Below are 15,267 nucleotides of genomic sequence, written 5' to 3' on the forward strand. Positions count from 1 at the left end.
GAATCAGTAATGAAAAAACAGATCGTTACACTAGCAACAACGGCAGCACTTACAGGTGCATTCGCAACAACGGTAAGTGCGGAAGATTATAACGTAAACAAAGGGGACACGCTTTGGGGTATTTCCAAGCAGTATAATGTTTCCGTAAGTCAGTTGAAATCAGCAAACGGACTTAATTCAAACATCATTTACCCAGGCCAATCCCTATCCGTGGATGGTCAAGCTTCTGGAAATAACACAGCAGTTGAATCTGAAACGAATGTTTATACTGTCAAATCCGGAGACACTCTTTATAGAATCGCTTCCGCTCACGGAGCAAGCGTATCTCAGGTGAAAAGCTGGAACAATCTTTCCAGTAACTTGATCCATCCAGGAGATCAGCTTGCTGTAGGAAGCGGAGCTGCAACAAATGTTGCTTCCAGCAATGCTTCCAGCAGTGCGAGCCAAAGCAGCAGTTCCGAGTCTACTCAAAGCAGTAGCCAGGAAGTAGCACAGCAATTCACGGCTGAAGCTACAGCTTATACAGCTTATTGCACTGGGTGCAGTGGTGTAACTGCAACTGGTCAGGACCTAAGAGCTAACCCTAACCAGAAAGTAATTGCGGTTGACCCTGATGTAATCCCACTCGGTTCCAAGGTATGGGTAGAAGGATATGGAACAGCTATCGCTGGTGACACTGGTGGTGCCATCAACGGTAACCGTATCGATGTCTTCATGCCTAACAGAGGAGATGCACTTGATTTCGGACGTCAGTCAGTAACTGTTAAAGTACTGGACTAATAATAAATTATTTGAGAGTCTATCCAAATTTGGATAGACTCTTATTTTATTTTGCGTGAATTATTGGTAAGCTAGTATTAGATTTACTACGGAAAGGAGTTTTATCAATGAAAGCGATTGTACATGAACACGTAGCAGGTATAGAGGGTCTTACATATAAAAGCGTGACACCTCCGTCTCCTGGGGACGAAGACGTATTACTTAAAGTGAAAGTCGGCGGGTTGAACAGAAGGGATGTTTCTGTAATAGAGAATAAACACGACCCAGATTCCGGCCCGTTCATACCCGGATCCGACGCTTCCGGGATCATAGAAGAAACCGGAGAGCAAGTGACAAATGTTACAAAAGGAGAAGAAGTCGTTGTGTATCCCGGTACCGGTTGGGATGAAAACAGTGATGCTCCTCCAGAAGGGTATCAGATTGTAGGCTTTCCGGAAGATGGTACTTTTGCGGAGTATATCGTCGTCCCTGCAAAAAATGTGATGAAAAAACCATCTCATCTCACACTTGAAGAATCCGGGGTCCTATCACTGGCAGCTATCACAGCTTTCAGGGTTTTATTCACTCGTGCTCAAATCAAAGAATCGGATACAATACTGCTTCCCGGAATCGGAAGTGGGGTATTGACATTCGCACTTAAATTCGCCAAAGCGGCTGGAGCGAGAGTGATTGTGACATCCCGTTCCGAAGACAAGAAAAAAGAAGCATTGGCACTTGGCGCCGACAGAGCAGTGAACACGTATGATGACTGGAACGAAGTGCTCTCGGATGAAAAAATTGATGTAGTAGTAGAAAGCATAGGGAGACAGACATTTCAAAAGTCCATCGATGCAGTGCGAAGAGGAGGAACTATTGTAGCGTTCGGTGCTACTACGGAGGATACGTTCGAGATGGATATTCGAAGCTTTTTTTATGGTCAGTACAATCTACTGGGGTCGACCATGGGGAGTGCAGAAGAATGGAAAGAGATGCTTCATTTCATTGAAAAATATGACATTCACCCCGTAGTCGATAAGATCTTTGCTGCCGCTGACTGTCAATCTGCATTTTCATATATCAAAGAATCAAAGAATCTTGGGAAGGTAGGAATCGAATTCTAATCTTTCTTCATACTTAGTAGTAACTCCGAAATATAAATTTAAATAAAACAATAAATGAACAAATGTTCTTATTTATTTAATTCCCCTCGTCTCTAAGGTAAAATAAAGGGAGGAGGGGAGTTTTATGAGTCATAAAAATAATCCGAAAAAGTTCGCTCTTAATATGAGTGCTGCTCAATTCACGAAATTTTATATTATGCATTTACTTCAAGTAAGTCAACCGATGATCAGTGAACATTTCAAAAAAGAATTCAAAAAATTAACGAAGAATTGGATACCTGCACCTTCTACATTACTTGATACACTGCATGAGATGACTGAAGAAGGACTATTAGCCAGGAAAGAAGACTATAAGTCTCACGATAAAAAACGTCAAAAAGTATACTGGTATTATCTGACCGATGACGGCAGAGAAGAATTTGAGGTTCTGAAAAAAAGATATAAGATACTTTTCGAAGAGCAACAGCAGATTTTGAATAAGATAATGAATGATATCTACAAGTGACATCGGGAGTTGAACTGATATGAAACTGAGTGTGCTCGATCAATCGCCCGTATCGATAGGTGAATCAGCCGAAGAGGCATTGAATCATTCCATAGAACTGGCTCAATTAACCGAATCATTGGGATTTACTCGTTATTGGTTCGCAGAACATCATAATACAAATGGTCTTGCCAGCTCAGCACCTGAAATAGCTGTAAGTACAGTTTTGAATTACACCGAAAAACTGAAAGTCGGATCCGGAGGAGTCTTACTTCCGCAGTACAGCCCGTTGAAGGTGGCGGAAACGTTCCGGATGCTGGAAGCTTTTCATCCCGGTAGAGTGGACCTTGGGTTAGGAAGGTCCCCTGGAGGTGGAAATAAAACGAGAACAGCTTTAACAGATGGCATGAATAAATCCCTGAGTTCTTTTCAAAGACAAGTGAAAGAACTCCAGCAATTCTTACATGACAGCATACCTAAAGGGCATGACTACTATGGAGTAAAAGCGAAACCTGATACATCTTCTAACCCTGATGTCTGGGTTCTCGGTCTTTCTGAAAGAGGGGCTAAACATGCTGCATTGAATGGGACCGGCTTCACTTATGGTTATTTCATTGACCCGAGGGACGCCGGTACAGCTATAGAAGTATACCGAAACAACTTTCAACCGTCGTACTCACTGGAGCGCCCTGAAGTGAACATGTGTGTGTTTGCTGTCTGTGCTGAGACTGAAGAAGAAGCAGAGTTCCTGGCGAAAAGTCAGGATATGTGGTTACTGCAAGTAGAAAAAGGGTTGGACACGAGGATTCATCCCCCTGAGGAATTATCATATGAAGATTTAACTGAAGAAGAAAAAGGTAAAATATCTAAAAATAGAGAACGATGCATTATCGGAACACCTGACGAGGTAGCAAAGGAACTTCAAAAGCTGGCAGATATCTATTCAGTAGAGGAATTTCTTTTGATTACGAACATTTATGATTTCAAAAAGAAAAAAGCTTCATACAAAAATATTAAAATGGCTGTAGATAATCTTGCATAATTCAGCCTGGAAGGATCATTTATGAACTTAGACTATATTGGAACGATTCAAAACGGTAAAGTAATGAAAGATTCGAAAGTGGAAGTTAATGGAACGCTTCTGTCTTTGGAAAGCTCTTCAGAAGAATATGTCGAAGGCGAGCAGATACAGGTGTTCATCTATCTGAATAAACAAGGAGATAAAGTGGCTAGTGATAGCTTGCCACAAGCAACGAGGTATTCTTATGGATGGGCGGAAGTAGCCAGTATCCTTCCTCATATTGGAGCATTCGTCAACATTGGCGTAAAAGGTAAAGACATCCTCGTCTCAAAAGACGATCTACCCTTATTGAAATCTGTCTGGCCAAAAGAGGGCGATTCTTTATTCGTTTCTTTGGAAGTGGATAAGAAAGGGAGACTTGAAGCTGAACCTATATCAGAGAATGAAGTAATCAGCGAATTGGACAAGGCCCCGGAAGAAATGCTCGGAAAAGAAGTTACAGTACGCGTATACAAAGCTACAAAGGCAGGGTCTGCTGTATTAACAGAAGAAGGGTATCGAGGATTCATTCATCCGCATGAACGTACAGAAGAGCCCCGTATGGGTCAAAATCTTACGGCACGCGTAATAGCTGTAAAAGAAGACGGAACATTGAATTTATCGCTGAGACCTGTAAAGTCAATCAGTCAAAAAGAAGACGCCGAAGTAATCTATGAGTATTTGGAGGATAATGACGGTGTTATGCCTCTGACAGACAAAAGCAGCCCTGAAGCTATACGAGAGACATTCGGTATCAGCAAAGCAGCTTTTAAACGAGCCATGGGCAAATTGATGAAAGAAGATAAAGTAATCCAGGAAAAAGAACGTACCGTTATAAAGCATTCTTAACGAGAAATCAGCAGTGATTACAATTACTGCTGATTTCTTTCTATAAGAATAGGGTGCAATCTAAATATATTTTATTTTATTCTAGTTTACATAATATATATTATAGGAAGTAATAAGTAAAATACATTTCTCGTCTCATTTACCAAGTTTACTTTTGATAGTGAGACAGATAAAGAAATTAGCAACTCCCTGATACATATGTAACGGGAGTTGCTTTTATTTAGCTATAGCAATGGTTTTTTTGTAAATCTCCAAAATTTGTTCAGATGGCTTTTCCCAACTGAAATTCTCTGCTTCTTTTCTCGCGTTTTCACTTAATGTTTCTAATAATTCCGGGTCTTCGAGTTTTTCTACTGCATCGATCATACTTTGTGTATTTTCATTTTCAAAAAGTATGCCCGTTTTCCCATCGACTACCTGTTCTTTCGTAGGTCCACTTTGCGCTGCAATAACCGGTAATCCTGAGGCCATTGCTTCTAGTATGACGAGCCCCAAAGTTTCCGTAATAGATGGAAAAATCATGGCATCTCCACTTGCAAATGCTTCTGCGAGCTCTTCTCCGTGTAAATTCCCGGTGAAAATCGTTTTTGTGCCTTCGAATTCTTTTTCTAACTGCTGTCTAATTGGCCCATCACCGATAATAGCAAGAGAAATATCATTTCTTTCTTTCAATAATGGTTTGATCTTGTGAATCTCTTTTTCAGGAGCAAGACGTCCGACGAATACAAGTAATTTATCCCCTGTATTGCCATTGGTCAGACGCTGTCTCATCTCCTGATTCTCATGCTTAGGATGGAAATGCTCGATAGCTACTCCGCGTTTCCATACTTCAAGATTATGGAAACGTTTTTGCTGCAATTCCTTCAAAATGGATTGTGATGTACAAATATTCAAATGAGCATAGCTGTGCAATTTTCTAAAGTATGCCCAGCATAATGGCTTGAACAGATGTAAATTATAGTAATCCAAATATTTAGGAACGTGAGTATGATAAGAAGCAACGAGTGGTAAGCCCAATTTATTCGCATAGTAGACACCAGAAACGCCTACAAATGCAGGGTTGACGACATGAACGATATCAGGATTGTGCTTTTCAAGCAGAGATTTCACCCTTCTTTGAGGAAGGGAGAAATACTTTGATGAGTAAACCGGTAATTTTGTAGGTTTCACCCCTTCTACTATAGCTCCATCAAATTCTTTGACGCCCAAATCCGGTGCGATGATCACTACCTCATGACCTTGCTTGTGTATATGGGTAATAGCCTCCTTCAGACGAGTGACGACCCCGTCTGTAGAAGGCAAAAAAGTTTCCGTTACAATGACTATTTTCATGAGATTCCCCTCTTACTTCCAGGAGATCGACGGTAGAACATTGTCCTTGATAACACGTTCTTTGTGTTCAATGACCGTCTTAAGTATATCTCTGATTACTTCGTCCGTAAGCAAGTGAGGTTCCAGACCAAGATCACGTAGTTTGGTATTGATGGCGTTATAGTAGTGTTCTTCTTTTTCCACTCTCGGATTCTCCAAATGGTCGACAGAAATATCGATTCCTTCTTCTTTTGCCACTTTTTGAACTTTATCAGCAAGTTCTTGCACAGAGAACCACTCCGTGAACTGGTTGAACACGCGGAATTCACCGTTGTCGGCTGGATTATCTGCAGCGATTTCTACACATCTCACTGTATCTTCAATGTTGAGAAATGCTCTTGTCTGATTTCCGGACCCATACACGGTCAGATTATGATCGATAGCTGCCTGACTGATAAAACGGTTCAATGCAGTACCATAGACTCCATCATAATCAAGTCGGTTATTGAGAGCCGGATCCAACTTAGTTTCTTCTGTATGTAAACCATACACCACTCCCTGGTTCAGATCCGTTGCACGGATGCCCCAAATTTTACATGCAAACTGAATATTGTGGCTATCGTGAACTTTGGAAAGATGATAGAAAGACCCTGGTTGTTTAGGGTATGGGACTGTATCTTTTCTTCCTTTGTGCTCTATTTCGATATACCCTTCTTCAATATCAATGTTTGGTGTGCCATACTCTCCCATAGTACCAAGTTTGATCAGGTGGCACTCTGGAGCAAATTCCTTGATGGCATACAGGACGTTCAAATTCCCCATGACATTGTTTGTTTGTGTATAAACGGCATGCTCACGATCAATCATAGAATAAGGCGCAGAGCGCTGTTCAGCAAAGTGTACGAAAGCATCCGGTTCAAATTGCTCGAATACCTGAGCAAGGAAATCGTAATGATTCAGATCCCCAACGAATGTTTTGATCTCTTTCCCGGTTATTTCTTTCCATTTGTTCACACGATCTTCCAAAGAAGCGATTGGTGTTACTGAATTGGAATGTAATTCATCATCAATTTTTCGGCGCACTAAATTATCGAGGATTGCTACGTCGTGACCTTGCTTTGACAAGTATAAAGCTGTCGGCCAACCGCAGAAGCCATCCCCTCCGGCAACAATAATTTTCATTTTTCTTTCCCTCCTAAATCAACATACATACATAGAATAACATTATCTCCATTAAAAGCGCTATTATTTTTACATAAGAAGTTTATTTGTCTAAGGGCTTTTCATAATCCACTTTTCGCCACGCCCCTGCAACTTTCCCGTTTTGTTCGGTATCAATAACGAAAGTTCCGTTGTTGTAGCGGTCTTTGGCACGGTATTGGCTTGGTTCGACTTCCAGAGAATCCGTGGCAGTCACTATACGTACTAAGGAATTTTTCTTCACTACGAGCAGCTGGACAAGATGGTGTGGGTTCTTTTTGAGTTCCCGGAAAACGACTACTCCTCTGGTAGCTCGGGTTCCTTTATCGAGTTCCCGCATGTCCATACGTTTAACTGCTCCCCTCTGGGAGACGACAAAAATCATATTTGAGGCATCCGGATCGAACACTTCACCCGAGACGAGAGACTCCCCTTCTCGTAATTGTATACCTTTGACCCCGGCTGCTTTAGGACCTACCGTATTCACTTCAGCTTCTTCAAACCTGAGACAATATCCTTTATTCGAGGCTAATATGACATCTTTCGTTCCATCAGTGAGAGACACAGAAATAACCTCGTCATGCTCTTTCGTTTTAATAGCTACTAAAGGTTTAGAATGACGTTGAGCCTGATATTCTTTTAATGAGGAGCGTTTGACCATGCCATTTTTCGTAACAAAGAGCAAATAATCCTCTGATTCAAAACTTCGCACAGGAATCGCTTCAACAATTTTTTCTCCGACTTCGATAGGTACAAGATTGGCTACGTGTTGCCCCAATTCTTTCCATTTGATGTCAGGCAATTTATGAACGGGAATATAAAGATATTTCCCTTTATTAGTGAAAAGAAGCAACGTGTCGGTTGTGTTCAGCTCCATTAAACGAAGCAAGTAATCTCCCTCTTTCAAGGGCAGGTCATCTTCCTGGGACGCACCGTAGGAACGAAGGCTCGTCCGTTTGACATATCCGTCCTTCGTCACTGAAGTGAGTATATCTTCACTGGCTACAGTAACTTCGAGGTCAACTTTCAGTTCCTGTACCTTTTCTTCAATGACTGTCCGTCTTTCATCTTTATATTTCCTTTTAATAGCACGTAAATCATTCTTGATCTCTTTTAATAATACATTTTCATCCGACAGCAGTGTTTCCAATTCTTTTATAGTAGCTTCAAGAGTATCGGCTTCTTCTTCCAATGAGGTGATGTCAGTATTCGTTAACCTGTACAACTGGAGGTTGACGATAGCTTCCGCCTGAGATTCAGAAAAAGAATAATTGTCTTTTATCCTTTCTTTTGCGTCACCTTTGTCATTGGAGGAACGGATGGTACTGATGACATCATCGAGAATGGAAATAGCTTTGATAAGACCTTGTACGATATGAGCTCTGTTTTTCGCTTTTTCCAAATCGTGTTTTGACTGATTAGTAACTATTTCTTTCTGGTGGGCTATATAGGAATCAAGGATCATCGGCAGGGACATCTGTTTCGGAGTACGTTCCGAAATCGCGACCATATTGAAATTATACGACACTTGGAGATCCGTGTTCTTATACAGATAGTGAAGAATCCCCTCACTATTGGCTTCTTTTTTAAGTTCAACTACGATTCTCAGCCCCGTGCGATCCGTTTCATCACGGACTTCTGCAATCCCTTCTACTTTCCTGTCGATTTTAAGTTCGTCCATCCTTTTTACAAGCGTGGATTTATTCACATCGTACGGAATCTCATCAATGACGATTTGTTCTTTGCCACCTTTGATTTCTTCGATTTCGGTTTTACCACGGACGACCACTTTCCCTTTTCCATTTTCATAGGCTTCTTTGAGCCCTTCTTTCCCCTGTATGATCCCTCCGGTCGGGAAATCAGGACCCGGAAGTTTAGTCATAAGCTTATCTACAGAGGAATTGGGGGAATCGATTCTCATAATGACTGCATCGATCACTTCTTCAAGGCGATGAGGAGGGATGTCTGTGGCGTAACCCGCCGAAATCCCTGTCGAACCATTAACTAATAAGTTCGGAAATCGAGACGGCAGTACTGTGGGTTCTTCGATCGTATCATCAAAGTTAGGGATATGCTCTACCGTGTTTTTCTGAATATCCCTCAGCAGCTCAGTGGAAATACCGGAAAGACGCGCCTCGGTATAACGCATCGCTGCGGGTGGATCACCGTCTATACTCCCGTTGTTTCCGTGCATCTCGACAAGCGGATATCTCACCTTCCACGTCTGACTCAATCGAACCATAGCTTCATAGACAGAGGAATCCCCATGAGGATGATAATTACCGATCACTGTACCTACCGTTTTTGCGGATTTCCTATATGGTTTGTCAGCCGTATTTTTTTCCTGCTGCATTGCGTACAGGATTCTTCGCTGAACGGGCTTCAGACCGTCTCTGACGTCCGGAAGAGCACGTTCCTGTATGATGTATTTGCTGTATCGTCCAAACCTGTCTCCAAGTACTTCTTCGAGGGGCAGGTCTAATAGCCTTTCTGTTTCGGACATGAAAACTTCCTCCTGTTAGTCGTGCAATTTTTCATTTTCCAGAATATTTTCTCCATCATCAAGACCGAATGCCACGTGGGATTCGATCCATTTTCTCCGCGGTGCGACCTTATCACCCATCAATGTTGTGACACGTTTCTCAACAGTGGCGATGTCGTCAATCGTAACACGGATCAGTGTACGGGAGTCCGGGTCCATAGTGGTCTCCCATAGTTGATCGGCGTTCATTTCGCCGAGTCCTTTATATCTCTGGATCGTATATCCGTTTTTGAATTTCTCCAATACACCTTCAAGCCCTTCTTCGTCCCACGCATACTCTTCTTTCGCATTCTTTCCTTTTCCTTTGGAAATTTTGTATAAAGGCGGCAAAGCGATAAATACTTTTCCAGCTTCAATCAGGGGCTTCATGTAGCGATAGAAGAACGTAAGTAGCAGTACCTGGATATGGGCTCCATCAGTATCTGCGTCTGTCATAATGATTACTTTATCATAATTACAGTCCTCGAGTTCGAAGTCGTTTCCGACCCCTGCTCCGATTGTGTGAACAATCGTCGAAATTTCTTCGTTTTTGAATATATCATCGATCTTCGCTTTTTCTGTATTTATGACCTTTCCCCGCAAAGGAAGCACGGCCTGAAAGCGGCGGTCTCGTCCTTGTTTCGCTGATCCCCCAGCGGAGTCACCCTCGACGAGATATAGCTCGTTTCTTTTTGGATTGCGGGATTGTGCAGGCGTGAGTTTTCCACTTAGAAGAGCATCTTTCTTCTTCCTTTTCTTCCCACTTCTTGCATCCTCTCTCGCTTTTCTCGCAGCTTCACGAGCTTCTTTTGCCTTGATCGCTTTTTTGATAAGCATAGTGGCTGTTTCAGGATTTTCTTCAAGAAAGTAGGCGAGTCGTTCTGATACGACATTATCAATCGCTGAACGAGCCTCGGGCGTTCCGAGTTTACTTTTCGTCTGGCCTTCGAACTGAAGCAGTCCCTCCGGAATACGCACGGATATTATCGAAGTGAATCCTTCACGTATGTCATTGCCTTCAAGATTCTTATCTTTTTCTTTAAGCAACTGTGTTCTCTTTGCATATTCATTGAACACACGGGTGATTGCCGTTTTTGCTCCCGATTCGTGCGTCCCCCCATCTTTGGTACGCACATTGTTGACGAAAGATAGAATGTTCTCTGTATACCCATCGTTGAACTGAAAAGCCGTATCCACTTCAATGGATGCGTGTTTTCCTTCGAATGAAACGACGGGATGAAGCGCTTCTTTCTCTTCATTCAAATATGCCACAAAAGATTCTATTCCGTCTTCATAATAAAAGGTTTCTTCAAACGGGGATCCTTCTCTTTCATCGATAAGTTTGATCTCCAGGCCCTTCAAAAGGAAAGCGGCTTCCCTTAACCTTTCCATGAGTGTTTCCGTATGAAAGTTAATCGTTGAAAAGATAGAAGTATCCGGCTTGAACGTTATCGTCGTCCCGGATTTTCGTGTGTTCCCTTTTTGCTCCAGGGTGGTGACCGGGAGACCACCATTTTCAAAGCGTTGTCTGTAATGCGTGCCTTCCCGGTAAATATCAACGACGAGCCACTCTGAGAGCGCATTCACAACACTGGCCCCCACGCCGTGAAGTCCGCCGCTGGTCTGATAACCTCCCTGGCCGAATTTTCCTCCTGCGTGAAGGACTGTCATAATCACTTCAGGAGTAGGTTTCCCCGTCTGATGTGTCCCGGTCGGCATTCCTCTTCCGTTATCACTGATTGAAATACTGTTATCCTTTTTCACTGTCACGGTGATGGTGGAGCCATGCCCGGCTAAGGCCTCATCAACAGAGTTATCGACGATTTCAAATACAAGATGGTGAAGGCCCCGATGATCGGTGGAACCTATATACATTCCAGGTCTCTTTCTTACAGCCTCCAGTCCTTCTAATACCTGGATGGAACTGTCATTGTATGCGCTCTGATCAGATGTCATTTCCGTGTTCCCCTTTCTGCCGTCCATTCTATCTATCTCTATATTAGAACTAATGTTCGGGTTTGTAAACGTAAACCTCTTCGCTCGTATCATTGTAGCTTTTTTTTTCTTATAAAAAAAGTTATTTGTTAATAAAAAAGAAAAACCCCCCGATAAAAAGGGGGTTAAACTAACATGGAATGGGCTACTTTGATGCATTTATCCATAATTATTATCTGGCTGGTGTCTTTCAATTCCTCATAAGCTTTCGGATGATAGACGCCCTGTTGAGCCCAGAATGCTTTGGCGTGTTTCTGTTTCGCCTCTTTCGCTACATCAGGTAAAAATTCCGATCGTCTGAATACGTTGATGATATCCACATTTTCTTGAATATCACTGAGAGAATTTACCGCCTTCTCTCCTAAGGACTCTTTGATATTCGGATTGACCGGGATGATTTTAAAACCAGCTTTCTGCATAGCTTCGCTCACTTGATAAGAAGTTCGATGAGGCTGATCGGATAAACCGACAACTGCAATTGTCTTCGAAGATTTCAAAATATCGGCGATTACATGAGAATCCGGATTCGTAAAAGTCATGAATAAACCTCCTATTCTTCGAGTAGCCCTTGTTCTGTGAGAAAGTCCCTGGCAACATCGGCCGGGGCTCTATCCTCAACATCCACTTGGTAATTCATTTCCCTCATTTGGTCAGCTGTAATCTTCCCGCCAAGCTGATTGAGGACATCTGCGAGTTCAGGGTATTCTTCAAGTGTCTCCTGTCTCATAAGAGGTGCGCCCTGATAAGGAGGGAAAAGGTTTTCAGGGTCTTCTAGTACTTTCAGATTAAGCTCGACCATATAGCTGTCTGTGGCATAAGCATCGATGATATCCACTTCTCCACTTTCAATGGCTCCCTGACGCAAGCCGGGATCCATCGTTCTGACTTCACCGAATTCCAGGTTGTACAGTTCTTTCATCCCCTGGTATCCATCTTCCCGATCATTGAATTCTAACGTAAAACCTGCAGTGACCTGATCATCGATCGGGGCCAAATCACCAATGGTTTCCAAATTGTGTTCATTCGCAAATTCCTCGGTCGTTGCTACTGCATACGTATTATTGTATTCCATCGGCTCAAGATAGGCCATGTCGAATTCTTCGGCCATGCCCTCTTTTGCCTGCTGGTACACCTCTTCAGCTTCGTAACTATCCGGCTGACGATTCAAAAGAGACACTAGAGCAGTACCGGTGAATTCAGGATAAATATCGATACTGCCTTCCTGAAGCGCGCTGAACACCAGGTCAGTCTTGCCGAGATTAGGTTCAAGACCAACTTCAAGATCCGTCTGTTCCTCAATCAGAAGTTCATACATATTAATCAGAATCGTCGGTTCAGCATTCAGCTTGGCGCCTATCACGAGGTCATTCTGTTCTTCCCTGCTGAATACCAGAGGAGCTACAGCAACCAACACTGCAATGATGAGCAAAGTCACCATAGAGCGGAGGCCCGTCTTCGCAGAAGTCTTTTCAAACAATCGTAATACGATATCCAGAATAATAGCCAGCAGCGCTGCAGGTATAGCCCCCAACAAAATTAGATTGATGTCGCCTCCACGATCAAGGCCTAGTAGAATCAAATCACCGAGGCCGCCGGCTCCTATTAGTGCAGCGATGGTAGTCGTACCTACAATCAGTACCATGGAGGTACGTATCCCTGCCATAATGACAGGCATCGCCAGCGGCAACTCTACCTTGGAAAGACGTTTTATCGAATTCATCCCCATTCCTGTAGCAGCTTCGATCAGAGAATTATCCACTTCACTGATTCCCGTGTATGTATTTCTCAAAATAGGGAGAAGGCCATAAGCAATCAGAGCTATGATTGCGGGAGTCTGTCCAATACCGAAGAAAGGTATGAGAAAAGCCAAAACCGCCAGACTCGGAATTGTCTGAAGCACAGCAGTCATCTGAATTATCGGCTCAGCGGTTCTTTTGTATCTTGTCAAAATAAGTCCCAAGGGTACCGCAATGATGACTGCGATTACAAGGGAGATGAGAGAAATCTGCAAATGTTCCCAAATTTTTACCCAGAATTCGTCCTGTCTCTGCTGAAACACATCGATAAATTCATTCATTGTTGAACGACACCTCCCTTGCGTTCAGCTGATTCTTTCAAATATTGAACGATGTTTTCATAAGTGATGAAACCGAGAAACTGCTCATTTTTTACAATGGGCAATGCTTCTGCATTACTGAATTCCAGTCGTTCGGTAGCTTCCTTTATCGTGTTGCTATTTGCTAACACCGGGAGGTCTATTCGCTCCCCGTTCTTTTCTGCATAGGTGAAACGTTTGTTCTCATCGATAACAAACGTTAATCCGGAAGCGGTTTCGGATCCATTTGTCATTACGACATCAACCGCTGTTTGCCACGGGCTTTTCCGATCACCGATGAAATCTTTCACAAAATCATTAGCAGGATTAAGGATCAACTCCTGCGGGGTGCCGAGCTGGACAATCTCTCCGTCCTTCATAAGACATACTCTGTCGCCAAGAGCAAGAGCTTCATCTATATCATGGGTAACAAAAACAATGGTTTTTTTAATTTCCTGCTGCAATGCCTGGATGTCTTTTTGCAATTGTTCCCTACTGATTGGGTCGAGCGCACTGAAGGGCTCATCCATCAGAATGATATCAGGATCAGCTGCTAAGGCCCGAACCACGCCGACCCTCTGCTGTTGGCCCCCGGAGAGTTCTGAAGGTTTTCTTTTACGGTAAGTGTCAGCATTGAGGCCGACCATGTTCATCAATTCATTGATTCGGGTAGATATCGTTTGTTTTTTCCATTTTTTCATCTCAGGTACGATTGCTATATTCTCTTCAACTGTCATATGAGGAAACAAAGCAATCTGCTGTAATACATATCCTATATTCCATCTTAATTCGTGTATTGCATAGTCTTTCACCCTTTTGTCATTTATGTATATGTTACCTTCGGTTGGTACAATGAGTCGATTGATCATCTTCATTGTAGTGGTTTTACCGCAACCGCTCGGCCCGATTAACGTAATGAATTCCCCCTGGTCCACCTCTAAATCAAAACCGCTTATGGCCTTGGTACCATCAGGGAATGTTTTTCCGACATTTTCAAATCTGATCATGGGATACCTTCTTTCTGTTTAAGAGAGATTGTTTAGTTAATTCCCGAATTATGGGTTAATAAACGTTTTTTATATAATGGTTGGAGTTACTATTAAGTATAAAACTACTATATTTGCCCATTCTTTTCTTCAGAGACACATGATAAAATGAAGTTATCTTTTTATGATTGGAGGAAGATCAGTGGAATTTTTACTATTTGCTATTATCGCATATATATTAGGTTCCATTCCATCAGGCTTACTCGTAGGAAAACTTGTCTACAATATAGATATAAGAGAACATGGCAGTGGTAACCTCGGTGGCACCAACGCTTTTCGGGTACTTGGCTTCAAGCCTGGTCTTTTCGTAACAATCGCTGATATCCTGAAAGGTAGTGTAGCCGCTGCCCTCCCCTTATGGCTCGGTACAGAACTGAACGGAATCATTATCGGTATATTTGCGGTCATCGGACATATGTACCCTGTCTTCGCCAGATTCAAAGGCGGAAAAGCCGTGGCGACTTCAGGAGGGATCATTCTTGGTGTGAATCCGCTCCTGTTTGCGATCATGCTTCTCACTTTCTTCATTGCCCTGTACCTAAGCAAATACGTCTCCCTCTCTTCGATGGTGACTGGCGTGGTTATCGTGGGGGTTACGATCATCCAGCAGGAATATTTGCTTACTCTCGTCACAGGAATACTTACGGTCTTTGTGATCTATCGGCATCGTACCAATATAGTCCGGATCAAAAATAAAGAAGAACCGAAAATCACCTGGATGTAATACCTTATACTTGAGTTCATGAATCGCTTCCAGAAAGCATTTAATTGTAAATCAAAAAACATATAAGGTATACTTCTTGTGAGAAAAGTCGTGGAAAGGAGT

At 42.6% G+C, this 15,267-nt stretch carries 13 protein-coding genes; 6 read left to right on the plus strand and 7 right to left on the minus strand.

The window, feature by feature from the left end:
- Positions 1–9 precede the first annotated feature (9 nt).
- From BW944_RS01485 to BW944_RS01505, 5 genes are all read left to right on the plus strand, one after another.
- Entirely contained in the window at positions 10–780 is a 771-nt protein-coding gene (locus tag BW944_RS01485; RefSeq protein WP_076556561.1) for a 3D domain-containing protein, read from the plus strand.
- A 107-nt stretch (positions 781–887) separates the two neighbouring features.
- Positions 888–1,880, plus strand: a complete 993-nt coding sequence (locus tag BW944_RS01490) for a zinc-binding dehydrogenase (protein WP_076556562.1) — start codon at positions 888–890, stop codon at positions 1,878–1,880.
- Positions 1,881–2,004: 124 nt separating this feature from the next.
- Positions 2,005–2,385, plus strand: coding sequence for a PadR family transcriptional regulator (locus tag BW944_RS01495; RefSeq protein ID WP_076556563.1), 381 nt, complete (start codon positions 2,005–2,007; stop codon positions 2,383–2,385).
- Positions 2,386–2,404: 19 nt separating this feature from the next.
- The gene (locus BW944_RS01500) at positions 2,405–3,406 is read left to right on the plus strand and encodes an LLM class flavin-dependent oxidoreductase (RefSeq protein WP_076556564.1); all 1,002 of its coding nucleotides are present in this window, start codon (positions 2,405–2,407) and stop codon (positions 3,404–3,406) included.
- A 21-nt stretch (positions 3,407–3,427) separates the two neighbouring features.
- Entirely contained in the window at positions 3,428–4,273 is an 846-nt protein-coding gene (locus BW944_RS01505) for a CvfB family protein (RefSeq protein WP_076556565.1), read from the plus strand.
- A 216-nt stretch (positions 4,274–4,489) separates the two neighbouring features.
- Here the strand turns inward: BW944_RS01505 and BW944_RS01510 are convergent, their stop codons facing one another.
- The 7 genes from BW944_RS01510 to BW944_RS01540 all read right to left on the minus strand — a co-directional run bounded on the left by BW944_RS01510 (position 4,490) and on the right by BW944_RS01540 (position 14,402).
- A complete protein-coding gene (locus tag BW944_RS01510) occupies positions 4,490–5,605 on the minus strand; it encodes a glycosyltransferase family 4 protein (RefSeq protein WP_076556566.1) in 1,116 nt (371 codons plus the stop codon).
- Between the two features lie 12 nt (positions 5,606–5,617).
- Positions 5,618–6,766, minus strand: coding sequence for an NAD-dependent epimerase/dehydratase family protein (locus BW944_RS01515; RefSeq protein WP_076556567.1), 1,149 nt, complete (start codon positions 6,764–6,766; stop codon positions 5,618–5,620).
- 82 nt (positions 6,767–6,848) lie between these two features.
- The gene (gene parC / locus BW944_RS01520) at positions 6,849–9,287 is read right to left on the minus strand and encodes a DNA topoisomerase IV subunit A (RefSeq protein WP_076556568.1); all 2,439 of its coding nucleotides are present in this window, start codon (positions 9,285–9,287) and stop codon (positions 6,849–6,851) included.
- 15 nt (positions 9,288–9,302) lie between these two features.
- On the minus strand, positions 9,303–11,261 hold the full coding sequence (gene parE, locus BW944_RS01525) for a DNA topoisomerase IV subunit B (protein WP_076556569.1): 1,959 nt from the start codon (positions 11,259–11,261) through the stop codon (positions 9,303–9,305).
- A gap of 164 nt (positions 11,262–11,425) precedes the next feature.
- Complete coding sequence (locus BW944_RS01530; RefSeq protein WP_076556570.1) at positions 11,426–11,839, minus strand: CoA-binding protein; 414 nt, start codon at positions 11,837–11,839, stop codon at positions 11,426–11,428.
- 11 nt (positions 11,840–11,850) lie between these two features.
- The gene (locus BW944_RS01535) at positions 11,851–13,377 is read right to left on the minus strand and encodes an ABC transporter permease/substrate-binding protein (protein ID WP_076556571.1); all 1,527 of its coding nucleotides are present in this window, start codon (positions 13,375–13,377) and stop codon (positions 11,851–11,853) included.
- A complete protein-coding gene (locus BW944_RS01540) occupies positions 13,374–14,402 on the minus strand; it encodes an ABC transporter ATP-binding protein (RefSeq protein ID WP_076556572.1) in 1,029 nt (342 codons plus the stop codon). Before BW944_RS01540 ends, BW944_RS01535 begins: the two co-directional genes overlap by 4 nt.
- Positions 14,403–14,583: 181 nt before the next feature.
- Here BW944_RS01540 and plsY point away from each other — a divergent pair, with 181 nt between their 5' ends.
- The gene (gene plsY / locus BW944_RS01545; protein WP_076556573.1) at positions 14,584–15,165 is read left to right on the plus strand and encodes a glycerol-3-phosphate 1-O-acyltransferase PlsY; all 582 of its coding nucleotides are present in this window, start codon (positions 14,584–14,586) and stop codon (positions 15,163–15,165) included.
- Positions 15,166–15,267 lie beyond the last annotated feature (102 nt).

The organism is Salimicrobium flavidum, assembly GCF_900156645.1.
Classification (GTDB): Bacteria; Bacillota; Bacilli; order Bacillales; family Halobacillaceae; genus Salimicrobium; species Salimicrobium flavidum.